This window comes from Myroides sp. C6-3, from assembly GCF_050522425.1.
Lineage (GTDB): Bacteria > Bacteroidota > Bacteroidia > Flavobacteriales > Flavobacteriaceae > Flavobacterium.
The window spans coordinates 55,900-78,396 of sequence record NZ_JBMVQP010000014.1 but is presented as its reverse complement, the minus strand read 5'-3'; the positions used below and the strand labels follow the sequence as shown (position 1 = coordinate 78,396).

The 22,497-nt window shown below is 33.0% G+C and carries 38 protein-coding genes; 32 read left to right on the top strand and 6 right to left on the bottom strand.

Annotated features, from left to right (window positions below):
• Positions 1–48 precede the first annotated feature (48 nt).
• Positions 49–1,224 (top strand): multidrug effflux MFS transporter, encoded by a 1,176-nt coding sequence (locus tag ACPDG9_RS08000; protein ID WP_430527237.1) that lies wholly within the window; start codon positions 49–51, stop codon positions 1,222–1,224.
• 6 nt (positions 1,225–1,230) lie between these two features.
• Here the strand turns inward: ACPDG9_RS08000 and ACPDG9_RS07995 are convergent, their stop codons facing one another.
• Positions 1,231–2,040, bottom strand: coding sequence for an ankyrin repeat domain-containing protein (locus ACPDG9_RS07995; protein WP_430527236.1), 810 nt, complete (start codon positions 2,038–2,040; stop codon positions 1,231–1,233).
• Positions 2,041–2,347: 307 nt separating this feature from the next.
• Between ACPDG9_RS07995 and ACPDG9_RS07990 the strand changes: the two genes are divergently transcribed.
• Positions 2,348–2,572: a CDGSH iron-sulfur domain-containing protein gene (locus ACPDG9_RS07990; protein WP_430527235.1), complete on the top strand. Its 225-nt coding sequence runs from the start codon at positions 2,348–2,350 to the stop codon at positions 2,570–2,572.
• Between the two features lie 253 nt (positions 2,573–2,825).
• Here the strand turns inward: ACPDG9_RS07990 and ACPDG9_RS07985 are convergent, their stop codons facing one another.
• The 4 genes from ACPDG9_RS07985 to ACPDG9_RS07970 are packed head-to-tail and all read right to left on the bottom strand — an operon-like array spanning position 2,826 to position 4,919.
• On the bottom strand, positions 2,826–3,347 hold the full coding sequence (locus ACPDG9_RS07985) for a hypothetical protein (protein WP_430527234.1): 522 nt from the start codon (positions 3,345–3,347) through the stop codon (positions 2,826–2,828).
• 4 nt (positions 3,348–3,351) lie between these two features.
• Positions 3,352–3,891 (bottom strand): hypothetical protein, encoded by a 540-nt coding sequence (locus ACPDG9_RS07980; protein WP_430527233.1) that lies wholly within the window; start codon positions 3,889–3,891, stop codon positions 3,352–3,354.
• Between the two features lie 13 nt (positions 3,892–3,904).
• Positions 3,905–4,207, bottom strand: a complete 303-nt coding sequence (locus ACPDG9_RS07975) for a superinfection immunity protein (RefSeq protein ID WP_430527232.1) — start codon at positions 4,205–4,207, stop codon at positions 3,905–3,907.
• A 40-nt stretch (positions 4,208–4,247) separates the two neighbouring features.
• Positions 4,248–4,919: a hypothetical protein gene (locus ACPDG9_RS07970; RefSeq protein ID WP_430527231.1), complete on the bottom strand. Its 672-nt coding sequence runs from the start codon at positions 4,917–4,919 to the stop codon at positions 4,248–4,250.
• A gap of 473 nt (positions 4,920–5,392) precedes the next feature.
• Here ACPDG9_RS07970 and ACPDG9_RS07965 point away from each other — a divergent pair, with 473 nt between their 5' ends.
• Positions 5,393–5,611, top strand: coding sequence for a hypothetical protein (locus ACPDG9_RS07965; protein WP_430527230.1), 219 nt, complete (start codon positions 5,393–5,395; stop codon positions 5,609–5,611).
• Here ACPDG9_RS07965 and ACPDG9_RS07960 read toward each other — a convergent pair.
• On the bottom strand, positions 5,586–5,759 hold the full coding sequence (locus tag ACPDG9_RS07960) for a hypothetical protein (protein ID WP_430527229.1): 174 nt from the start codon (positions 5,757–5,759) through the stop codon (positions 5,586–5,588). The genes ACPDG9_RS07965 and ACPDG9_RS07960 overlap by 26 nt on opposite strands.
• 372 nt (positions 5,760–6,131) lie before the next feature.
• On the opposite strand from ACPDG9_RS07960, the gene ACPDG9_RS07955 reads away from it, so the two are divergent.
• From ACPDG9_RS07955 to ACPDG9_RS07815, 29 genes are all read left to right on the top strand, one after another.
• Complete coding sequence (locus tag ACPDG9_RS07955) at positions 6,132–6,353, top strand: hypothetical protein (RefSeq protein ID WP_430527228.1); 222 nt, start codon at positions 6,132–6,134, stop codon at positions 6,351–6,353.
• A gap of 60 nt (positions 6,354–6,413) precedes the next feature.
• Positions 6,414–6,596: a hypothetical protein gene (locus tag ACPDG9_RS07950; protein WP_430527227.1), complete on the top strand. Its 183-nt coding sequence runs from the start codon at positions 6,414–6,416 to the stop codon at positions 6,594–6,596.
• A 10-nt stretch (positions 6,597–6,606) separates the two neighbouring features.
• Positions 6,607–8,607: an AAA family ATPase gene (locus tag ACPDG9_RS07945; protein ID WP_430527226.1), complete on the top strand. Its 2,001-nt coding sequence runs from the start codon at positions 6,607–6,609 to the stop codon at positions 8,605–8,607.
• A gap of 92 nt (positions 8,608–8,699) precedes the next feature.
• Complete coding sequence (locus ACPDG9_RS07940; RefSeq protein WP_430527225.1) at positions 8,700–9,572, top strand: recombinase RecT; 873 nt, start codon at positions 8,700–8,702, stop codon at positions 9,570–9,572.
• Between the two features lie 17 nt (positions 9,573–9,589).
• Complete coding sequence (locus ACPDG9_RS07935) at positions 9,590–9,904, top strand: hypothetical protein (RefSeq protein ID WP_430527224.1); 315 nt, start codon at positions 9,590–9,592, stop codon at positions 9,902–9,904.
• Positions 9,901–10,635, top strand: coding sequence for an MBL fold metallo-hydrolase (locus ACPDG9_RS07930; RefSeq protein ID WP_430527223.1), 735 nt, complete (start codon positions 9,901–9,903; stop codon positions 10,633–10,635). Before ACPDG9_RS07935 ends, ACPDG9_RS07930 begins: the two co-directional genes overlap by 4 nt.
• A gap of 2 nt (positions 10,636–10,637) precedes the next feature.
• Complete coding sequence (locus tag ACPDG9_RS07925; protein ID WP_430527222.1) at positions 10,638–11,078, top strand: hypothetical protein; 441 nt, start codon at positions 10,638–10,640, stop codon at positions 11,076–11,078.
• 74 nt (positions 11,079–11,152) lie between these two features.
• The gene (locus ACPDG9_RS07920; RefSeq protein ID WP_430527221.1) at positions 11,153–11,347 is read left to right on the top strand and encodes a hypothetical protein; all 195 of its coding nucleotides are present in this window, start codon (positions 11,153–11,155) and stop codon (positions 11,345–11,347) included.
• A 5-nt stretch (positions 11,348–11,352) separates the two neighbouring features.
• Positions 11,353–12,408: a nucleoid-associated protein gene (locus tag ACPDG9_RS07915; RefSeq protein ID WP_430527220.1), complete on the top strand. Its 1,056-nt coding sequence runs from the start codon at positions 11,353–11,355 to the stop codon at positions 12,406–12,408.
• A 29-nt stretch (positions 12,409–12,437) separates the two neighbouring features.
• Positions 12,438–12,698 carry a hypothetical protein gene (locus ACPDG9_RS07910; protein ID WP_430527219.1) on the top strand — a complete coding sequence of 87 codons (261 nt, stop codon included), beginning with the start codon at positions 12,438–12,440 and terminating at the stop codon, positions 12,696–12,698.
• Positions 12,695–13,645: a Lin1244/Lin1753 domain-containing protein gene (locus tag ACPDG9_RS07905; protein ID WP_430527218.1), complete on the top strand. Its 951-nt coding sequence runs from the start codon at positions 12,695–12,697 to the stop codon at positions 13,643–13,645. The genes ACPDG9_RS07910 and ACPDG9_RS07905 overlap by 4 nt, the downstream gene beginning before the upstream one ends.
• On the top strand, positions 13,620–14,357 hold the full coding sequence (locus ACPDG9_RS07900) for a hypothetical protein (RefSeq protein WP_430527217.1): 738 nt from the start codon (positions 13,620–13,622) through the stop codon (positions 14,355–14,357). Before ACPDG9_RS07905 ends, ACPDG9_RS07900 begins: the two co-directional genes overlap by 26 nt.
• Positions 14,358–14,515: 158 nt before the next feature.
• On the top strand, positions 14,516–15,160 hold the full coding sequence (locus ACPDG9_RS07895; protein WP_430527216.1) for a hypothetical protein: 645 nt from the start codon (positions 14,516–14,518) through the stop codon (positions 15,158–15,160).
• 3 nt (positions 15,161–15,163) lie between these two features.
• Positions 15,164–15,619 (top strand): ASCH domain-containing protein, encoded by a 456-nt coding sequence (locus ACPDG9_RS07890; RefSeq protein ID WP_430527215.1) that lies wholly within the window; start codon positions 15,164–15,166, stop codon positions 15,617–15,619.
• Complete coding sequence (locus ACPDG9_RS07885; protein ID WP_430527214.1) at positions 15,597–15,827, top strand: hypothetical protein; 231 nt, start codon at positions 15,597–15,599, stop codon at positions 15,825–15,827. The genes ACPDG9_RS07890 and ACPDG9_RS07885 overlap by 23 nt, the downstream gene beginning before the upstream one ends.
• 2 nt (positions 15,828–15,829) lie before the next feature.
• A complete protein-coding gene (locus ACPDG9_RS07880; RefSeq protein WP_430527213.1) occupies positions 15,830–16,048 on the top strand; it encodes a hypothetical protein in 219 nt (72 codons plus the stop codon).
• A 29-nt stretch (positions 16,049–16,077) separates the two neighbouring features.
• Positions 16,078–16,491 carry a hypothetical protein gene (locus tag ACPDG9_RS07875; protein WP_430527212.1) on the top strand — a complete coding sequence of 138 codons (414 nt, stop codon included), beginning with the start codon at positions 16,078–16,080 and terminating at the stop codon, positions 16,489–16,491.
• A gap of 3 nt (positions 16,492–16,494) precedes the next feature.
• A complete protein-coding gene (locus ACPDG9_RS07870; RefSeq protein WP_430527211.1) occupies positions 16,495–17,142 on the top strand; it encodes an HNH endonuclease signature motif containing protein in 648 nt (215 codons plus the stop codon).
• Entirely contained in the window at positions 17,135–17,482 is a 348-nt protein-coding gene (locus ACPDG9_RS07865; protein ID WP_430527210.1) for a hypothetical protein, read from the top strand. The genes ACPDG9_RS07870 and ACPDG9_RS07865 overlap by 8 nt, the downstream gene beginning before the upstream one ends.
• Before the next feature lie 10 nt (positions 17,483–17,492).
• Positions 17,493–18,143 carry a site-specific integrase gene (locus ACPDG9_RS07860; RefSeq protein ID WP_430527209.1) on the top strand — a complete coding sequence of 217 codons (651 nt, stop codon included), beginning with the start codon at positions 17,493–17,495 and terminating at the stop codon, positions 18,141–18,143.
• Positions 18,143–18,613 carry a DUF3127 domain-containing protein gene (locus tag ACPDG9_RS07855; RefSeq protein WP_430527208.1) on the top strand — a complete coding sequence of 157 codons (471 nt, stop codon included), beginning with the start codon at positions 18,143–18,145 and terminating at the stop codon, positions 18,611–18,613. The genes ACPDG9_RS07860 and ACPDG9_RS07855 overlap by 1 nt, the downstream gene beginning before the upstream one ends.
• Before the next feature lie 172 nt (positions 18,614–18,785).
• Complete coding sequence (locus ACPDG9_RS07850; RefSeq protein ID WP_430527207.1) at positions 18,786–19,574, top strand: SPFH domain-containing protein; 789 nt, start codon at positions 18,786–18,788, stop codon at positions 19,572–19,574.
• 75 nt (positions 19,575–19,649) lie between these two features.
• Positions 19,650–19,925 (top strand): hypothetical protein, encoded by a 276-nt coding sequence (locus ACPDG9_RS07845; RefSeq protein WP_430527206.1) that lies wholly within the window; start codon positions 19,650–19,652, stop codon positions 19,923–19,925.
• Between the two features lie 32 nt (positions 19,926–19,957).
• Positions 19,958–20,161: a hypothetical protein gene (locus tag ACPDG9_RS07840; RefSeq protein WP_430527205.1), complete on the top strand. Its 204-nt coding sequence runs from the start codon at positions 19,958–19,960 to the stop codon at positions 20,159–20,161.
• A gap of 1 nt (position 20,162) precedes the next feature.
• Entirely contained in the window at positions 20,163–20,465 is a 303-nt protein-coding gene (locus tag ACPDG9_RS07835) for a hypothetical protein (RefSeq protein WP_430527204.1), read from the top strand.
• A gap of 109 nt (positions 20,466–20,574) precedes the next feature.
• Positions 20,575–20,796, top strand: a complete 222-nt coding sequence (locus ACPDG9_RS07830; protein WP_430527203.1) for a hypothetical protein — start codon at positions 20,575–20,577, stop codon at positions 20,794–20,796.
• A 319-nt stretch (positions 20,797–21,115) separates the two neighbouring features.
• Positions 21,116–21,562 carry a hypothetical protein gene (locus tag ACPDG9_RS07825; protein WP_430527202.1) on the top strand — a complete coding sequence of 149 codons (447 nt, stop codon included), beginning with the start codon at positions 21,116–21,118 and terminating at the stop codon, positions 21,560–21,562.
• On the top strand, positions 21,559–22,035 hold the full coding sequence (locus tag ACPDG9_RS07820; RefSeq protein ID WP_430527201.1) for a hypothetical protein: 477 nt from the start codon (positions 21,559–21,561) through the stop codon (positions 22,033–22,035). The genes ACPDG9_RS07825 and ACPDG9_RS07820 overlap by 4 nt, the downstream gene beginning before the upstream one ends.
• Positions 22,032–22,325 (top strand): hypothetical protein, encoded by a 294-nt coding sequence (locus ACPDG9_RS07815; protein WP_430527200.1) that lies wholly within the window; start codon positions 22,032–22,034, stop codon positions 22,323–22,325. The genes ACPDG9_RS07820 and ACPDG9_RS07815 overlap by 4 nt, the downstream gene beginning before the upstream one ends.
• Positions 22,326–22,497: the final 172 nt, after the last annotated feature.

Sequence of the window (22,497 nt, the reverse complement as noted above, 5' to 3'; positions counted from 1 at the left end):
GCTTGTACTGCGCTTATGGAAGTACTTTTGCGCTTTTAGAAAAACAGTATGAGTAAATTAAAGAAACAGCAATTTATCGTTGTATTTATTTTAGCGCTTTTATCGGCTTTAGAACCTTTTAGTATTGATCTGTATTTACCGGGGTTTTTAAAAATATCTCAGTACTATGAAACAGATTTAAAAGCCGTTCAGTTTTCCATTTCTACTTTTTTAGCCGGATTTGCCGTTGGTCAATTATTCTGGGGAATCATTTCGGACAAGTATGGTCGTAAATGGCCAACCATTGTTTCTCTATTGCTGTTTATTATAGCTACAGTAGCTTGTATTTATGCAACTAGCATTGAGCAATTTTGGATTGCTCGCTTCTTTCAGGCTTTTGCAGGTTGCGCAGGTGTGGTAATTGCTCGTGCTATTGTCAACGAGTATTTTGAACAAGAGGATACCATGCGCGTATTTTCGCTCTTGGCAATAATTGCGGGGGTAGCACCTATCATCGGTCCGGTAGCGGGAAATTTCCTAGTGTCTCATTTTGAATGGCAATCAACCTTTGTCACTTTATTCGTGTTGGGGGTGATCTCTTTATTGCTCGTTGTTTTCTTTTTACCAGAAACCAAAATAAAAACGGCAAGCACAGTGATTAAACGCAATCTTTTACAAGATTTTAAAGCGGTATTCAAGGTAAAAACCTTTTTAAAATATACCCTCATTGGCAGTATAACGTACAGTATTTTGATGATCTATTTGGCGAACGCCCCTTATTTAATTATGGAATATGGTCAGTTATCGTCTGCTGTATTTAGCTATATCTTTGCGTTTAACGCGGTGGGATTAATGGCAGGAGCGTGGATTTCCAATAGCTTTACTCGCTGGTGGTCGATTCGTCAAATTATCTTTTACACCACGCTTGTAGGGCTTGTTTGTAGTGTGGTGTTCTTGATATTCTGTATGACACAGCAACCTATCGAATGGTTGTTGATTCCGTTGTTTTTTATTATTCTAACGTTAGGGGTGTTGTTCCCTGCAACAACCAAATTAGCGCTAGAACCGTTTCACGAAAATAGCGGATCTGCTTCTGCTTTACTCGGATCCCTTCAGTTGATGTTGACGTTTATCCTCTCAGCCATGACCAATCTTATTCCATTAGACCTACTGATTTTAACAGGAATCGCCTTGTTTGTATGTCATGTGTTGTATTTGGTTTGCTATTGGATCAAGGAGGAATAATAGATTTTATTTTCCTTCTTCGGTTAGGAGTTGAATGATGGCATCCCATTTGTTTTTTACCGCAAAGGTTAAAGCTGTATAGCCCCCTTTTTCTTCTGTTGTAACATCCGCTCCAGCGGCAAGGAGGACTTTAACGCTTTCGATATCTCCTTTGATGGAGGCTGACATCAAAGGGGTAATTCCCTTCTTGCTTTTTACGTTAACGGTTGCTTGTCCTTCGAGTAAAACTTTTATACTTTCTGTTTGTCCTTGTTGTGCAGCCCATGCTAAAGCTGTAAATCCATGTTTATCTTTGATATCGGGATTAATCCCCGCTTCAAGTAACAACCGAATGAGTTCGATTCGACCAGTATAGGCAGGTAAGAATAAAGCGGTTTGTTTGTCTTTTGCTTGTGCATTGAGATGGGCTCCTGCTTGAATAATCACACTCAAAATAGCTGGATCAGGTTGTGCACAGGCATAATGTAAGGGAGTCTCTCCTAGAGAATCAGCGTAATTAAGGTCTGCTTCTGCTTGGAGTAACGCCTTAATGAGCGCTAGGGAACCACTGCGCAACGCTCCTCTCAACGCTGTAAAACCTCGACTATTCACCTGATTCACATCGGCACCTGCTGCAATAAGCGCGGTTGCTAGGGCATCATAACCAAAATTGCAAGCAAGCATTAAGGCCGTCGTTCCTGTATAAAAAGGCTCGTAGGTCTTGGCTTCTTCTTCTGGTAAGGCGGCATTGATATCAAGGGATACAAGTTTCTTTATAGCTGAAATACCCAGCGCTGTATCTTCGTAAGTCTGGAGTATAGATTCTAGGTGTTGCATAAAGTTAGGAGCTTTTTTCTAATGAAGAGGCAAGATCGAATTTGTTTTTAGCATAATCAAGTTTTTGGAACAGTTTTATAGCGGAGTGTATTTTATTTTTTATGTAAGGTAGATGCACACTTTCCAAAATGTAGCGGTTTTTTTTGTATTGGCATGTAGTTGATTGGTGTATTGTTGCTGTATGTGTACACAATACCAGAATAAACTATTATTGTGCTAAAAAGGAATGTTTCTAAATAGAAATACAGGGGTATAGGATTTGATTTAATAGTCTAGTTTTGTTAGAAACTAAATAACAACAATAAAGATGTCAAAAACAAAACTTACAATTAACAATAACGGATCAGTCAAGATAGAAGGTGATTTTGAGATCGTAGATAAAGATGGAAATGTTTACGGATTAGAAGGGAGAACTGTACTTTCAATCTGTCGTTGTGGACTTTCAAAAAACAAACCGTTTTGTGATGGAGCACACAAAGGACATTTTGAACATGAAGCAGTTGCCTTCAATCTTCCTCCGAAGAAAGTGTAATTATACGGTATAAAAAAAGCCTCAGCATTTGTGCTGAGGCTTTTTTTGTGATCCAATCAGGATTCGAACCTGAGACCTACTGCTTAGAAGGGCAAGCATCCTTATTTTCTTAAAAAGCAATTACTTGTTTTACAGCAACTTAAATATTTTAATTTTTGTTTATTTCTTTATTTTAACAGTTTTGAGGTAATTTATAGGTTGTCAGTTTCAAAACGTTTGTAAGTGTCGTGTTTACTAGGTTTATACTATTTTTTTATTCAATACACTTAAGTATTGATTGGAATTTTTTAGCTCTTTTGGCATTAACTTCTCCATCAATATAGCCGTCAGTTGTATAAACCCTAATATCGGTTATTATTTTTGATTCAAATATTCTAATATCACTTTCTGTAATTGAAATTAACGCATCCAAAGAATATGTCGATGTTTTTATTTGTGAAATATATGAAGAATTCGATATATCAGATTTACTAAACTTTAAAGACATAACATCATCATCACTAAATTTAATCATGATATTATCACCTTCTTTTATCGCGAATGGCTTATCTGTTGTAGAAAAATAAAAACGTATAAATTTATTATCATCTGATTTAAACAAACTGTAAGCTGTTCCAAATCCTAGGCCCATGCCTGATGTAGTGAATATTTCTCTTTTAGTTTCAATTATTGTTTTTTTTGTAAAATTATCGACTTCATTACGCTGATATTTGCATTTTTGAGCGTTCGCTATGAAACTACTTAATATTACTATAATTAAAAATATATTTTTCATGTTATTATGCTTTTAATTCTTCTATTTTAGTTTTTGCTTGTTTTAATATTTGTTCTAAAATTTCAATATCATCTATAAATATTGTATCATCATTTCCGTATTTTTCTAATTTTAAATACCACTTTAATTTAGATTTGGTCACATAGTAACCAACTTGAAAACCGTCAACTGTAACAAATTTATTTTCTAAGTAGTCTGGAGCTAATGCTATATCCGATTCTGTAGATTCCTTTAATACAATAATAGCTTTCATTATTTCTAATAAATCAGTATATTCAATAGAAGCTGTTTTATCTCCATATTTTCCAGTTTTTTCTATTTGAAAAAAATACTTAGACTCATTGTCAATAATAATTTTTCTTACTCTAGTTTTAGAATTATCATAAATAGATCTAATGGATTCAAGATTAAAATCAATAAACTTTCTTATAACTCCTGTTTTAGATAAAAAGACTTCCATTTTAGTTTCAGAAATATTTTTTTTCTCTTGTGCAGTTACTGACATTCCAATCAGGATAATAAATAGTAAGGCAATTTTCTTCATAGTTAAAAATTTTCTATCTGTTAAGTAGTTTTGTTTTTTGTGTTTCAAATTCTGTTTCTGAAAGAATTCCTTTATCAAGTAGTTCTTTCAGTTGTGCTATTTCAGCAGCAACGCTTTTTGTTTCGTTAGATTGAACAATAACAGTGTTTTGTCTATCCTCAGATAAAGACCATACGAGAGCAATAACCCAACCTATAAGTGTCCACCCTAAAAGAAGGTTTAAAGCAAAAATAGCTACGAAATTTCCTTTGCTATATCCTAAAATAGAAGGTAGAAAATATGCTCCTAGCATAAGAATAATTAATATTATTTCCATAGTCAGTAATAGTGTTTATTTTTAGTTAGTAATAGTATTTTTACATTGCTACACGTTCAAATTGCGCCCATGCTACAACTTGATAAAATTTTGATATGAACTCAATAGGAATTTCCTCTGGCTCAAATCCAATTTGATTATATTGATCTTTAGGATCAGGTATTAATGTTAGATACCCATCTTTTTGACTTCTCTTTACAATCTTTACTGTGCGGAGATCATTCTTTGTCAATACAGCATATAACTCATTGGTTGGAAAATATGTTTGCCAATCAAATATTTCGCGCAATCCTATTATCGCACCACTTGGTATTCTATTTGAAATAGAGTTACCAAATAAGTTACATGCAAATTGAGCTTTCATGAAATCTGGGCTTGAAATATAAAAAGCAGGCATATGATTAGAAAATATTTCTTCAGAATCCCATCCTCCAGCAAAGTCAATATCATAATATGGAACATGGATCAGGTTTTCTTTACTTGTTAATGAATTCAGTTTAGTAGTTTCTACCACAGTTCCATACTCATATTTATTAGTTATATAACTAATTATAGTTTCTAAAGTCGGTTTTTGAGGTTTTTTTGTTTCCCCATTGATTATTTTTTGTACCCCTACTGCTGATAGATGCGTGTTACTCTCTATCTCATAGGCAGTAACGTTATGTTTTTTTATTAAGTCTAACGCTTTTATTCTCAAATCATTATGTTCCATAAAACATCGAAATATGTTTTTTATATAATTTTTTATACAAAAAGTTTGTTTAGTTATATAACTGTTATATATTTGTAATCACAATATGACAGCAAAGATATACAAAATCTTGTTTCGTTGTATAAAGTTCTTTGACATTCATCTATTTATAGAGCTACTGGGCATAGGTGGCACAAACAATATGCTTTCCATAAGGGGAATATACCTGTTGAAATATATAAAGTTACAGTTGTTACTAAACTGCACATGAGAAGGCTTGAAATGTGATAAAGTAAATATCCTATGGGTTATTATACAACCTGCTAGATGGATTAAAAGCAAAAAATAAGACAACCGTAAAGGTTACAAAACATAGCTGCTGTTAGAATAACTAATTAATCGGATTAATACCGACAGCAGCACAAATAGGTTTAATCAACAAAGCTAGATCATCCTATAACACCCTGTCTAGCTTTTCAAAATAAGTGAATAATATGACACAGGAAGAAAAAAGAATAATAGAAAGAGATGTAGCAGAAAAAACTAGAAGAGAAATGAATTATCGTCACATTGTCTTAAAGCTAACTATTAAAGCTTACAAACATGAGCTTAAAAATGGTGGTAAAATACACTCACCTGCTGAATTGATTAAAAAAGCAGATGAGTATAGTGAGTACATTTTAGGTACTAGTCAGGAAGAGATTCAAGAATAATTCTTGCTAAGTTGGGATGAATCATATCTACACCTTTTACAATATCAAAGTTTATGATTTTATCACTCAAACCTATCTTTTCATTCATCTCACTTTCTAATTGAGAATATTCCCTAAATGAAATCTCTAAGACTCTAAATCTTTTCATAATTAATTAAATTTTTTGTTAGCACTCAAATTTAATTAAAAAGCTGCTGGTTTTGAAATAGGAACTTACTTCAATGTAACAGCAGCACTAAAACCACAATATTTCGATTGACAAAAACAGTCTATAATACAAAAACTAATATGGTAAATATCGGAGAAAGACTACCAGAAGAAATTATTTCACTGATAAAAAATAGTTCTACAGCTGACGAAAGAAGAACTATCTGTAATAAGCACAACTTATCTATTGACTTAATAAACGCATTGTTAAGAAAGGATAGAAACGTCACTCCTGACAATGAAAAATTGGTTGCGGATGTGATTGAAAAGTGTAAATCAAATATTAAGAATAATCTAAAATTACTCAAGAGATATGAACAAAACGGAATTAAAACAATTCTATAAATCGGAACTCCGAGAAATAGAAATTCAAGAGTCTGTTTTGAATCAAAGTTTAAGTTCAATTATTAACCGTAAGAGAACGATTCAATCCGCATTGGAGAAGTTAGGAGCTTCAATGCGGACCCGAAAGGGTAAAACAGATGTTTTGACAGAGAAACAGAAATTAGAATTAAGAGCAAGTTTAACCAAATAAAAAGAAGCCAGGACATCCTACCTCCCTGACTTCTTTATTGTAAATAACAAAGTTAATGTTATGAGTACAAAGTTAATTAAAAGTTTGTCGAAAACAATGATAGTTAGCGACAAAGCGAAATTATTCATCGCAGAAAGAATAGATAATGCGATTGAGAATGAACCACAAAGGGAAAAAGAGTTGAAACAGACAGCTACTCTTTTAGGTATCTATAAATTATTAAAAACAACAGTTTTAAATTAAACATCCTACAATGAAAAAAATCATTATTCAGAAGTTAGTTATTACTAATTTCAAAGGAATCAAAAATCAAACAATTGATTTTAATTCCACAACAAACATTCATGGTGCAAATGGAAGTGGAAAGACTTCTATCTTCGACGCTTTCACTTGGCTATTGTTCGGAAAAGATAGCGTCGATCGTAAAGAGTTTGACATTAAACCATTAGACAATAATGGTAATGTAATTCAGAAAATCGAAAATGAAGTTGAAGGAACTTTACTTTGTAACAATGATGTAATTATTCTCAAAAGAATTCACCGTGAAAAATGGGTTAAGAAGAAAGGTTCTTTAGAAGCGGAGTTTACTGGGAATGAAACTGTTTATTTTTGGAATGATGTTCCAATGAACGCGAAAGAATATACTTCGAAAATCAATGATCTACTTGATGAAACAGTGTTTAAGTTGATTTCAAATCCTTTCGCATTCAACAATCTTAAATGGCAAGATCGTCGTAAAGTTCTTATCGATATTGCTGGCGAGATAAAAGTAGACTATATCGGTAACGGATTATCTCATGTTCTGCAGTTAATCGAAAAGAAAACAATTTCTGAACTTAAATCAGAAACCAATGCAAAGGTTAAGAAGATAAAAGAAGAGTTGAAACAAATTCCTACTAGAATTGATGAGGTAGAAAGATCAAAACCTGAAGTTTATCAATTTCACCAAGCGCAAACAGATTTAGCAGTCAGAGAATCGCAACTTGAAACTATTCAGTCAAGAATCAACGATTCATCAACCAATAATAAAGCATTGCTTGATAAGAAAACTTCTATTCAAACAGAAATATATGAGTTGCAAGGTAAAGTAAATGAACTTGAGTTTGAACTTAAAACTCAAGCGCAAAATGCTACTAAAGTTGATACTTCTAAACTAGACGCGTTAAAGCAAAAATTATCTAATCAGCAATTTGAGTTAAATTCTTCTAATATCCGTTTAAAACGCATAGAGCAGGATATTGATAGTAGTAATTTAAGAATTGATAGTCTTACTACACAGATGGATAATAAGCGTAAAGAGTGGCATGATTTGAATGCTAAAACTCTAACATTTGATGAAAACGATTTTCATTGTCCAGCATGTAAAAGAGAACTTGAAAGTGGAGATGTCGAAGCTAAGAAATTAGAGATGACAACGAACTTCAACGCTTCTAAACAGAGTAACTTAAGTTATATTCAACAGCAAGGAGCATCTTTAAAAAAGGAACAAGAACAGATCTCGTTTACATTATCTGATTTACTTAATCAGGGTGCTAATGAAAGGGAATACGTAGACAAGGTTAAGAACGATATTGATTTGATTCAAAAAGAGATTAACCAGGAGATTGAAATTCAGTCAAATGCACAACCAAAAACATTTGAACAAGTATTCACAGAACTTTTAGTTTCAAACGAAACTTACAATGAATTAAAAGATTCTGTATCTAAAAAGGAAAATGAATTACAATCCATTGTCATACCAACGAATCAGGAACTTGAACAAGAAGTAGGACAATTACAAAGCGAAATCAAGAACTTAAACAACATCTTAGCAGGTAAAAAGCAAATTGAAATTGCTGATAACAGAATCAAAGAGTTGAATCAAGAAGAAAACAAATTGGCCACTTCTTTGTTGGAATTGGAAAAATTAGAATTCGATATCGATAAGTACATCAAAATTTCTATTACAGTATTAGAGGATGCGATTAATACCAAATTCGAGTTTGTTAAGTTCAAAATGTTTGAAAATCAAATAAATGGTGGTGAAGTAGAATGTTGTAATGCTTTAATTGATGGGGTTCCATTCCATTCAGCAAACACCGCTTCTAAAGTGAATGCAGGAATTGATATTATCAATGCATTATGTGAGTTTTACATGGTTAATGCGCCAATATTCATTGATAATCGAGAGTCTGTTACAGCATTAATTGACACCCAGTCTCAAGTGATTAGTTTAATTGTAAGTCCACAAGACAAGACTTTAAGAATTTCATAAACAATTAGTTTTTTTCTAAAGGAATTGAGCAATGATAATTTTATCAGGTCCCCAGCTCAATTCCTTTTATTCAATCATTTAAAAGAAAAATCATGTCAACAAATCAAAATAATCAACAACTCGAAGTTGTAAAAAAAGATATATCTACTCAAGTACTTCAAAAAGTTGAAGCGTTTAGAGAAACTGGAGAGCTTAGAATCCCAAAAGACTACTCTCCTGAGAATGCATTGAAAAGCGCTTATTTAATTCTTTCAGAAACAAAGAATAAACAAGGTCAATATGCTTTAGAACATTGTACCAAAGAAAGTATTGCAAATGCATTATTGAAAATGGTTGTATGGGGGTTATCTCCAATGAAGAAACAATGTGATTTCATTATGTATGGGAATAAACTTGAATGTTCTCCTGAATATACTGGAAACATTGCGCTTGCCAAAAGGTATGGGGGATTAAAAGATATTAAAGCTGTATCTGTATTTGAGGGAGATGAATTTGAGTTTGAAGTAGATGCAGCAACTGGTAGGAAGAAAGTTTTGAAACACAAACAAACTTTAGATTCATTAGGCAGCAAAAATGTAAAAGGCGCTTATGCAGTTATGACGTTTGAAGATGGTACCATAGACACGGAAATTATGTCAATTAATCAGATAAGAGATGCTTGGGCTCAAGGTTCAGCTGGAGGTACCTCTAAAGCTCACACAAACTTCCCTGATCAAATGGCAAACAAAACAGTAATCAATAGAGCAACAAAGCTCCTGATTCGTGGATCCGACGATTCTACTCTTTACAATGACGAAGAAGAAGATATAAAACCGAGTATTGTAAAGGCTGAAGTTGAACAAGAAATCGCACTACATGCCAATTCTGAAGAGATTTCATTTGAAGAGGTCGAAGCAGACGCTTGCAATACACCTAGTGAACAAGAGGTTCAACAGGAAGTCGAATCAAGTGGTCCAGGATTCTAATTTAAAAACTGACAAAGATGATAGCAATAAGATTTAATCCCATTTATGAGGATAGAGTAAATATATTTTTAAAACAAAGTCGTTTAGGAAAATTAGGAATTGAATACAAATTTGAAGATTCGCCTTTTGTTTTTGGACATGAAGAAAGATTGTGCTATTGGATTATAGAACCAAAACATAATTCACAAATCAACTTAGTATTTTCTGAGTTAGTAGAAATGAAAAGCACAATGGGAATTGAGAACATTGAATTCCAATATGTTTATTCAATAAAAGAATACTTCACACAAGCAAATAGAAATAGTTGCTCTTTACATTGGTTTAAGGTATGAAACTAAAAGTAATTGGAACTGGTTCAAGAGGGAATGCTTACTTGCTCTATAATGAGCAAGAAGCACTCCTTATAGAATGTGGCGTAGTATTTAAAAAGATCAAAGAAGCTTTAAATTTTGATTTCTCTAAGGTAGTTGGTTGTATTCTAACACATGAACACGGAGATCATAATAAAGCCATTGACGACATTTTAAAATCCTTAATTAAGGTTTATGCCTCTGAAGGTACGTTAAGAGCTACAAATCATCAAAATCACCATAATGCAAGTATTGTTCGATCAAAGAAGATGTTTAAAATCGGTGGGTTTTCGATAATTCCATTTGATGTAAAACACGATGTGAATGAACCGTTAGGGTTTCTTATAAATCATAATGATTGTGGAGTTACACTTTTTTTAACGGACACCTTCTATTCTCCATATCGCTTCAAAGGTTTAAATAACCTAATTGTCGAAGCAAACTTCTGTGAAGATATCATTGAAGAGAAATTGAAATTAGATAAGGCTTTCCTTAAAAATCGAATTTTAAAAAGTCACCTTTCAATTCAGAAATGTATTGACCTTTTGCGAATCAATGATCTTTCACAAGTGAACAATATAGTACTCATTCACTTGTCTGATTCAAATTCAAATGAATTAGAATTCAAGGAGAAAGTACATGCAGTTACAGGCAAAACAACTTTTGTAGCTAATGATGGCCTTGAAATAGAATTCAACAAAACACCTTTTTAGAAATGCAATACGATACATCCAATTCACTTGATAAGAATAGAGCGATTGAGAAGTTTAAACATCTTCTAAATAAAGGAGTCATTATTGAACTGAAGGAGAAGCGAAAACTGAGAAGTATTAGTCAAAATAATTATCTCCATCTTATACTATCCTGGTATGCTCTCGAAATGGGAGAAACTTTAGAATATGTAAAAGTTGAGATATTTAAAAAACTTGTGAATCCGGAATTATTCGTATATGAATTTGTAAATCGAAAAACCGGAGAAGTCCGAGATGAATTAAAAAGCTCTACTGTTTTAGACACTAAAGAAATGACGACGGCCATTGAGCGATTCAGAAACTTCTCAAGCCACCAATGCGGCATTTACTTGCCGGAACCATCCGATCTCGTGAACATACGAGAAATGGAAAGACAAATTAACAACCAAAAACACTACTTATAACCATGATAAAACTTGTCGGTAAAATAAAAGAAATAGTTCCTGAGGAAACATATAAAACTCATTCAAAAAAGCTAATGAGAAAAAAGAATGTAATTCTTAAGATGGAAAATAATCAACTAGCAAAAGTTCAGTTTCAAGGTAACGACATGAGCTTGCTAGACAGCTTTAAAGAGAATCAAGAGGTATTGATTGAGTGTGTATTCAAAGGACAATACACAACTAATCGCTTCTATGACAATATTGTCGGTAAAACAATCAAAAAAAATTAATACACATGATTAATTTATTCAACACACAGATTGAAAGCCTTTCAATCCACCAAGTAAACAACAAAGCAAGAAGTGAAGGTGTTTTTATGACCGAAAACCCTTATACGTTAACAGACGAAATAGCGCCTTTGCTTAAAGAGTATTTCTTTAAACCGTTCCGAGAGAAAGACGAAGATTATTTCCGATTTGAACATGAGGTAGATTTGGAATTTCACACCATGCACAATATTGCAACTAGTATTTTCCAAAATCCTAATTCGGCTCATGATAAATCAAAAGAAATCGCTCGTCATCTTTATGATCAGTCTGGACACCCTCACATAAAAAGTGGAGAGCTTTACGTTGCTTACCTAACCAATGTATCAATTGACAACAATGTCGTTGACGCGATCGGAATTTTTAAAAGTGAAATTAAGGCTGATTTCATTCAATTCGACAAAGAGGAATCAAACTTGAAAATGCGCTTAGAACAAGGAGTAAACCTTGGCAAACTAGACAAAGGAGTTTTAATATTCAACTACAAAAAAGAAGAAGGCTACAAAATCTTGACAATCGACAGTAACAAATACGATGCGCGTTATTGGATGGAACACTTCCTTGGACTAGATATTTTTGACGACGAGAATTTTAAAACCAAGAAGTATTTGAAATTCTGTCAAGACTTCGCGAAAGAAGTGGTCCTTCCGGCTGAAGATAAAAAAGAAGAAGTAATGTTTTTGAATCGTTCAGTAAATTATTTTGCTAAAAATGACGAATTCGAAGAAACTAATTTCTTAAATGAAGTTATAGATAATCCAGATTTAATCTCTGAATTTAAAAACTACAAAGTAGATAAGGGCGAAAAATACAGTATTGAAGATACTACTTCTTTCCCAATTTCAAACAACGCTGTATCAGACGTTCGAAAGAAAATTAAAAACGTTATTAAACTCGATACAAATATCACAATTAAACTCGATTTTATTAATCCTGAAAGTGCGGATGAATTTGTAGAAAAAGGATGGGATGAAGAAAAACAGATGTATTACTACTTGTGTTATTTTAATAAAGAAAGTAATTAAAAGTTGGACCATGAATAAAGTAGTAAGAAATGTTAGAAAACAAGAGATACCCCGAAAACAATCCAGAGAGCCAAGCTCACTACGAAGAAAACGAGAAGGAATTTACCAAACAATGTAAAATCGTTCACGATGCCTTATTAAGAGGTGAAAAACTGACCACGCACGACGCTTTATTAAAATACAATATTGGAGATTTAAGAAGGCGAGTTAAGGATTTAAAAGATATTTATGGGATTCCTGTTCTTTCAAGATATGTGACAGGAACGCGATTTAAAGAGTATTTCTTATGAGTAAAGAAGCATTTTACTTTAGCCATGATAGTAACGCCCGTAATGATGAGAAGATTCTCGCCGTACGGATGAGACATGGGGCTGAAGGATACGGTGTTTACTTTATGATTCTAGAGAGGTTGTTAGAAAGCACAAAATACATGAGCGTCAAAGATTATAACGTTATAGCCTTTGACCTTCGTGTGAGTGCATCAGTAATTAAGTCAGTAATTGAGGACTTTGGGCTATTTGTCTTTACCGATGAAGGTAAGCACTTCTACTCCGAAAGCTTAATTAGACGAATGCAACCATTAGATAATTTAAGAGAACAAAGAAGAGCAGCAGGTAAAAAATCAGCTGAAAAACGAGCTTTAAAGAGTGTTGAAAATCAAGGTATTGGAACGACCGTTGAACGACCGTTGAACGAAAAACCAACAAAGGAAAGTAAAGTAAAGGAAAGTAAAGGAAATATTCTTTTAGAAAAAGAATCAAAAGGCGTGCGCGAGGAAAATCCTAGCCAAGATTTAAAAAATCAAGAAATCGAAGAAAAAGAAAAAAGTTCCGCGAAAAAAGAAAAAGAAATCGAAAGCCTGAGGTCATCTGATTTTTTCAAGCAACTATGCGTTTACTTTTCGCAAACGAACGAAGTATTGGAAATGCGAGCTTTTGGCGATTTGTGCAGATTACACGATACAGGGCAATTGCAAAATTTCATCAAGCAGACAAAAGCATACATGGCCTATAAGCAACTCACGGGAGAAAAAGTGCATAGGTTTCAAAATTTTATCTACGAATGGAAAAATGAAGATTGGGTAAATAAATTAAAAAATCAGCAGAATCAATATGGAAAACCAGTTAACAACTCAAGTTCAGGTAAGGGTTACAAACCTGCCTATGCAGATACCGACAAGCTTGTTCGAGAGCTTGAATCCGATTTTGAAAATGGAAATATCCCAGGAGTGTATTAAAAACTCAACGGTTAATACTAAAACAAAATTGGCAAATGATCTTTGTCGACTGCTTCAAGTCCGCGAAAAGAATGATGAAATGATCAAAGATTGGTTGTTGTATGTATCAACAACAAATTTCAAAATAACACCTGGTGAGATTTATTTAGCTTTCAAATTGGCTTTAGATGGGGAGATTTTGACACAAAAAGGCACTGCATTTGAATTATTTCCCGAATTGAGTATAACCACTACTTCGAGAGTAATTCAAGCGTTTATAGAGCAAAAAAAGAAATTGAGTCATGAATATCAAAAATCGAAATACGAATTACAGTTGCTATTAGCGCCAAAACCTCCAGAAGTCGACAAGAAAGCAATCCGAAGAGATTTTTTGAAAATGGTTTTCGATGAATTGAAAACAACCGGAACTTCTGATAAAACACATTTGCTTTTTGCTGAACTTGAGGAAAAAGGATTGATCAAGATATCGAATGAAGAGAAAAAAGCAACTTACAAGCGAGAGCTTAGAAAATACATTCCTTCTGAAAAAGAAGAAATCAGAACAAATCAATCTTTGAAAGCTAAAATTTTACTCAAGGAATTTGATGATCGAGTAAAAAGCAATCAACCAATCGTTGCGGTTCAAAACGCTTGTCGCTGCATTTATGCAAATGATTTTTTGAATAAGCATCTTGAAAGCTTTGAAGAGTTCGAAGCAATCTTTTTAGAGTAATCACAAAAACTTATTGTTTAACACTATCCGAAGCAACTCGGACAGATAATCTATTGTTTAAAATGAAAAAACAAAATAAATTCCCCGTACTCGAGATTACACTCATGGTAATTATGGTTTTTCTAGTTACTATTTTAAACCTGATATTCTTCTAGGCCATGAAGTACGGAACTTTGCCAAAGGAAGTCGGAACCATTCAGAATGGAATTGATGAAATGATGTTCTATCAGTATTTGCCTGTAAAGGATAAAAACTGCTTTGGATTTAGTTTGCCTGATCAAATCGACAATGATTTCATCATTGAATTACTTACGATAATCAATCACGATTTTATCAGTTTACGCGGTACGCAAGAGTTCAAAGAACACTATTTGTATCTCACTGTAAAACATCTTTACGTTACTCAAGAAATGAATTTGAATCGCCCAGGTATTCATTCAGATGGTTTTATGACAGATGATATCAATTACATCTGGAGTAATGAGCGGCCAACTGTTTTTTATTCAGGCGAATTCCCAAACGTTCCGATGGACGATGAACTATCGATTAATTACTTTGAAGAGCGAAAACAGTATTGTGAAAGGGTGGTTTATCCAAATAATACTATTTTGCGTCTTGACCAGTTCAATATCCATGAGACAAACACGATTGAGCAATTCAACGGATTACGATGTTTTGTAAAAGTATCTTTTTCTAAGGATCGATACGATTTGAAAGGAAACGCTAGAAACGGCTACATAACATCGGGTTGGGTGTATCGTGATAGAGGCACAAAAAGAAATATTCCACAAATTATATTGTAAAATATGGAAAAAGCATTATCAATCATGCAACCTTGGGCATCAATGATTGCTCATGGAATAAAAGACATTGAAAATAGAACTTGGTACACAAAGTACAGAGGAGAGTTTTATATCCATGCATCTGCTAAATATGATCAACACTCAGACCTCAGTTATTTTCAATTTAATGAAATGATGTCTGAGAAAAACATTGATTTAGCTCATGCATTTCTGAATAAAGATTTAGTTAAAGCTCCTCAAGGTGCTATTATCGGTAAAGTTGAGATTGTCGATTGTGTTCAAAACCATCCTTCTATTTGGGCTGAAGTTGCTACAACTGGAACAAAACCAATTTGGAATTGGGTTTTAAAAAACCATGTTTTATTTGAAGAACCTATCTTGAATGTAAAAGGGCAACTTAATCTGTGGAATGTAGATATTGAAAAACTTAGGAATAATGGAAAAAACATTCTATTGTAAAATACATACAGGTACTGATTTTTGTATTGATGAGTACAATAACGCGGCTAAAGAATTAGAGAATACAGGAGTGCCTTTAAAAGATCAGATTAAAATACTGCATCCAGACTCATGTAGTAAACAATGTCAAGATTGTATTGATGAGACGCTTGATACTCGGTTAAAAACGCAAAAATTAGTTGACGCATTAATTAATAAAAAAGTATAGTTATGTCAGAGAAAGAAAAATTAATCGAAGGCTTAAACAAGTTAAACAAAGACCTTACAGAGCTTGGAATTCAACCAGGAAGTACTAGATCTATAGATGATGCAGTATTCTGTTTAGGAATTTTGAAACCCGTACAGGCAGCTATAAGCAAAGCTCTTCAGAAAGCTACTGCTACAAGAACTATCCCCAAGCAATCAGTAATAAAACCATCAAGGAGCTGATATATTTCTTTTAGATTCCAAACTACAAAATGAAGAATTGGAGAGAATCAGATTTGATTGTCAGAGGAATCTTGCCTAAGCCTCCTAAAACAAAGAAGCAAACAAAAACAAAACTACCAAAGGGAGATCCCGAAGGATTGGTATTTATAAAAAACCATCTTTCAATTCTAAAAATCCCTTACGAAACGGAAACAAAATTCCACTCCAAAAGAAGATTCCGTTTTGATATTTCATTCCAAATAAAATCATTGAGAATAGCAGTTGAATATGAAGGCTTGATGAGTAAGAAGTCAGGACACACAACTGTTTTAGGTTATACGAGTGATTGCACAAAATATAATCTCGCTCAAATTGATGGTTGGTGTGTTCTTCGATACACAACGATCAATTATAAAGATTTTGTTACGGATTTAAAAAACATCCTACAAGAATTAGAAGTGTAAAAAATGAAAAAAAAGAATAAATACATATGGACATCAGAACTAGAACAAAAGTTAAAAGAAATTTACCCAACCACTTTAACGCAATCAATCGCAGATGATTTTAAAATGTCAATCTACGCTATACGTAATAAAGCTTGGTCCTTGGGTTTAAAAAAAGACATTGAATGGATAAGAGATAACTCACGTTACAATATGCAATTCAATGAAGGAGCTAAAAGAAATCAAATTAAAAAAGGTAGTGTTCCCCATAATAAAGGGAAAAAAATCAACAAAGAAGTTTACGAAAAAATGAAACACACATTTTTTAAGAAAGGAAATGTACCTGCTAATGCTAAGAAAGATTTCGAAGAGGTACAACGAAGAGATTCCTCCGGAAAGGTTTATTGGATGATAAAACTACCAGGGAACAAAAAACTCCTTTTTAAACATGTTTGGATATGGGAAACAACTAATGGAAAGATTTCTAAAGGTCAAAATATTGTATTCAAAAATGGAAACTCTTTAGACTGCCAACTGGATAACTTAGAATGTATAAGCAATGCAGAACTAATGCGACGAAATACCATTCAGCGATATCCTGCTGACATAAAACAAGCGATTAGGCTTAATAGTAAATTAAAAAAACAACTTAAAGACATAACAGATGAATGATTTAACAACACTGAATAATACTCTTTTTGATACAATGAATCAGCTAAGAGAAGGTAAAATTAAACGTGAAGATGCTAAAGTAATTAATGAAATTGCTGGTACAATTATAAGTAATGCTAAGGTTCAAATTGATGCTTTTAAAGCATCTAAAGGTCTTTATCTACCTTCAGGAGTTATTAATATAGAGAAATCAGACGAGCCTAAAGCTTTACCTGGTGATGTATATGCGCAAAAACATGAATTTGCAATATTTAAAGGCTACAAAAATGTTTCGGAAGGTATTGCTGGTTTAGGCAAAAATGTGTTTGAAGCAGAGTTCAAACTTTGGATTGAATCATAATTGATGAAATATGAAAAAGCAAGATGTTCTCGATATTTTCAAAATAAAAAAACTCAGAAGTTATCTTCTTGAACATGCAAATGGGAACATTTATTATTTTGCAATTTTAGTAGGACTTAGCCTAGGATTAAGAATAGGTGAAGTTACGGGGCTACAATTTGGCGATTTTGATATTAACTCTAAAATGGTATCCATAAGTAGAACAGCCCAACGAGTAGCTGTTTTAGATTCAAATAATAACGTAGTAAAAACTCGTATTAATATTGGAACAACTAAAACAAAATCAAGCACACGCAAACTTCCTGTTCCCCAGATTATTTTAGATTTACTTGTCAATACATACGCGCCTAATAAATCATTAACGAGCTATATTTTTTCTAGCAAGTTTTCTGACAAACCATTAGATAATCGATTACTGCGCAATCACTATTTTGTAGTGTTAGAAAAATTAAGTCTTCCGAAAATAACTTTTCATGGACTCCGTCACAGTTTTGCTAGTAACTGTATTGCATCTAATATCGATGTTAAAACAACTAGTTCTATGCTTGGTCATTCTGATATCAAAATGACTTTAGAAATTTACACACATCCTTCTCATGAACAACAAAAACAAGCAATTAATAAGCTTGGAAAACTTTTCACTTCAAAACAAAATACATAATGGATATATCAGGAAGAGTAAAAATGATTGGCCAACCACAACATGTTAGTCAAGCATTCAAAAAAAGAGAACTTGTATTGACTACTGAAGAACAGTACCCACAAGACATTTTAATCGAGTTTCATCAAGATAAGGTGAATTTATTAGACATGTTTCGTCCAGGAGATGCCGTTAAAGTTTATATCAATTTAAGGGGAAGAGAATGGACATCTCCACAAGGTGAAGTAAAATACTTCAATACAGTTCAAGGGTGGAAAATTGAAAGCTTGAATATACCTAATAATGCACAACAGCATAATTATCAGCAACCGCCCACGGGGCAATACACTCAACAAGGAAACGGTTTTGCCCAACACCCCCAAGGCAATCAAGGAATGCCAAATCAGTTTGCACAACAAGCTCCACAAGGACAACAGTTCCCTCCAGTACCACAGTATAACGAAGGTAATCATGATGATTTACCGTTTTAAAAAATGTAAACAATGAGAGTATTTATTTTCTGCGTATCAATTATTCTAGTATTGATTATAGCACAATTCCTTTTTAGAACCACCTACCCATTACTTGGTATTGGATTCTTAATTATCATCATCGGAGTATTAATAGTAATACCATATAACAAAATTTTTAAAAACAAGTAAAATGAAAAACACAATCAAATTTTTAGCTATTGCAGCAGTATTAGTATTTGCAACAACTTCTTGCAATAGACCAGAACCCAATTACGAAGGAGTATTGATGACCGAATTTGGTAGAAACGGAATCGAAAGTTTTAAAATCGTGACCGGAGCGCAAGGACCACTCGGACCAGGATCTGAACTATACGAAGTGCCTATGTTTGAACAAAAAGGTGATGCAGACCAAGTCAACATTTCTGCAAAAGACGCGGGAGTATTTAAAGTAGATCCTTCTTATACCTATCAAGCCATGCGTGGTAAAGGGCCTGAAATTATCTTAAACTACAAACATCTTGGCACGGGGAGTGATTTTCTCGACAATGTAGAAAACAACATCCTGAATAAATTAGTTGTTGATACGTACAGAGAAGTAGCAAGAAACTATACTACAGATTCCTTGATGAATAATTTAGGATCGTTTGAAAAACAAGTGGAAACCGCCCTAGTAGTAAAATTCGAATCAAAGTATTTTAGGCTTAATACACTAACTAGTGGATTAACACCTCCGCAAAGTATGGCCAACGCAATTGAAGCACGAAATAACGCGATACAAAAGGCAAACGAAGTAAAGAATCAGTTGGAAACCTCTAAGATGCTATTGGAAAAAGCCAAAATTGACGCAGAAACGAATCGAATTACCTCACAAGGATTAACTAAAGAGGTATTGCAAGAAAAGTGGATTGAAGCAATGAGAACTACTAGCAATAAAGTAATTATCACAGACGGGAAAACTCCAATTATTTTAGGGCAATAATAAATCAAAAGATCTTCATTTACTGAAGGTCTTTTACTTCTAAAACTTCCCACTTGTAGTAAGTGGTTCGGAATTATGGACAAAACAGATAACGTTCCCGCAACAAAGCAAGAGAGGCTAAACATATTTTTTGATAAATGTACAATAGCACTAAGTGATCAACCAAGTTACACAAAACGTGACATACATCGTTTCATAACAGAAAAAAATAATAATAACATTAGGCATTTCTGTCAAGATTTAGTTAGTGATGCAAAACAATATGTCGAGCAACAACACACCTTTACTGGTGATGATATGACAGAAGAAGATTATATCATAGATGAAATAAGGAGAATAGCTAACGAATAAAACTTCCCGATTGTAGTAATCGGCAAAACATAATGTCAATAGAAAAAGTAGAAATGTATACAGTTTCATGCGATAACTGTGGAGAAGATTTTAAACAAGCATATGCTGATGAAAATTTAGCAGAAGAAATTGCATTGAAATCTGACTGGATAAAAAATAGAGATGATCATTTTTGTCCTGATTGTTGGAACTATGATAGCAATGATCGTTTGTTTGTTAAACACAAAAATAGTTAAGATGAATAGAGAAGAGTTTTTTAAAAAGAACGATGAGAAGTTTTTACCTCTTGGTTTTAAAAAAATTGAAGAATCGGAAGATCCTTATTTCTATTATGAGAAAAGTATTCTCAGTGATGAAGCAAAAGCTGAATTCGATGAAAAATACGACGAAGAGTATGAACCTAAACTATTAGTAGGCGACACAGGAGCAAACAAGGGAATTTGCCTTTTCTTAGGAACTCAATTCATTTGGCTCGCAGTTGAAAATGCAGAAGAAGCTATTGAATGGTCCAAGAAAATAGTAGCAATCGAAGAAAATTAAAACAACAGGAAAGCACTCATTACGAGTGCTTTTTTAATTCCAAGTATTATGAAAGAAAAATTAACAGCCTTATGTGTTGTATGTAGTGAAGAATGTTATGATCAAAAGTATGGAGAAGCAAATAAATCAAGAAGAACAGATTAAAAGCTTCATCGCGGAACTTGGTTATAATCGATATATACAGAATGTTGTATGCGACTATTATTTAATCAAAGAAAAGAATAGGTCAATTCACAAGGCCATAAAACAATGTTTCAATGACCTAAGAAACAAACAAGAAATTCTAGAAACAGTAATTCCTTTATTGGATGAAGTAAAAGACAAATTATGAAATTCACTATACAGTGTCCCATATTTAAACAACCAATAAATGTTGTTTTTAAAGATGATATATCTGATTTAATAAAGAAACATGATCTTATTAATACAGAAACTACAACAGCATTTGTATATAGATCTCCAGTTGAAGACAATCTTTATTTAGTACTAAAACCAAGTCGGTTTTCCATCGGTATTTTAGTGCACGAGGTAGTGCATTTGGTCAATATGATGTTTGACTATGTGAATCAGGATTTAGACTTGAAAAACGATGAATTTCAAGCGTATTATACGCAATATTTATTTGAACAAATTTTTAAAAAGTTGAAGTTATGAAATTAATACCAATGATAGATTTTGTTTTGGAACAAAGAAAGGATCCAATGCAAACGTATAAAGAAGCATTTTGGAAAATAACTAGATATGCTGATTTTTTAAAACAACCTTTAAAATTAGGGATGTTTATTCCGTGTGATTTAGACGGGAATGTTTTAGATGAACCAATTATAAGCGAATTTTTATTAGACCGATTTAGTAAAGAGCCTATAAAAAGTAAAAATACACCAGAAGCTTATGAATACAGAAAAGCCAGAGAATGTGTTTTATTTAAGGGATGGTTTTGGGATGCAGATGATGAAATCATATCCTTTAGATTAAATGAAGGCACCGTTATTTCTTTGGACTTGGAAGAAGCTGATTATCTGATTGAAGACCTAGTTACAACAGAAGAAAAAAGTAGACAATTAACCAAAACCGCAATTAACCAAATAGAGTTATGATACAAGCAAGCGAATTGAGGTTGGGAAACTTAGTGTTAGTTGATAATCAAAGGTACCATCCAAAACTAAAAAACGTTCCTGTTATAGTTACAGGAATTGAAAAGAAAACACTAACCAGTGATCAAAAACAGTCATTTCCTTTTTCTGATTCATCCATAAGGGTAATGCCTACCAAAGGTGATTTAAAAGGGTTAGAGATTGGGCAATTGAATGAGTTCATCAAGCCAATTGAACTAACAGAAGAAAGGTTGCTGCAATGTGGATTCAGAAAGAATAAGACACGTTCAAGTGTAATTTATTTCCTACCTATACCTAATTTGAGAATGGAAATACATGCTACATTTTTTCACGGACAATTTATTATTGAATTAGTAAATCATGTGTTGCCAATAGTTACAGAAGTTAGGTTTTTACACCAACTCCAGAACCTTTATTTCGTCCTTACAGAAAAAGAATTAGAAATTAAATTATGACAGACAGTGAATTAACAGCACAAGCATATAAATATGCTAAAGATGTAAAAAAGGTAAACCTAGGCGTTATTGAAGCCTATAAGAAAGGTTTTAGATCAGGAGAACAATTTGCACAATCATTGAATTCTAAGTCAATATTAAAAATGATTGCAGGAAGATACCGTTCTAGAAAAATGATAGAGCATGATTTAGGGTATGATGATGCGCGTAGATCATTGAATGATCAAGAAATACAAGAAGCTAATACCCACGAAAAAATAGTCAAATTTATCGAAGAACTAGGATTATGAGAAAAAAACTAAAACCACTTTTAGCTGTATCAATTGTATTAGTTGGTATGGTTTTTATCAAGATAGGGAATACCGACGATATATGGAGGTTCCTTGTACTATGGTTAGGAGCTATCGTTGTATTATTACCTGCTTTTTTTTGGTATTATGATAAGCTGAATATGTGATATTA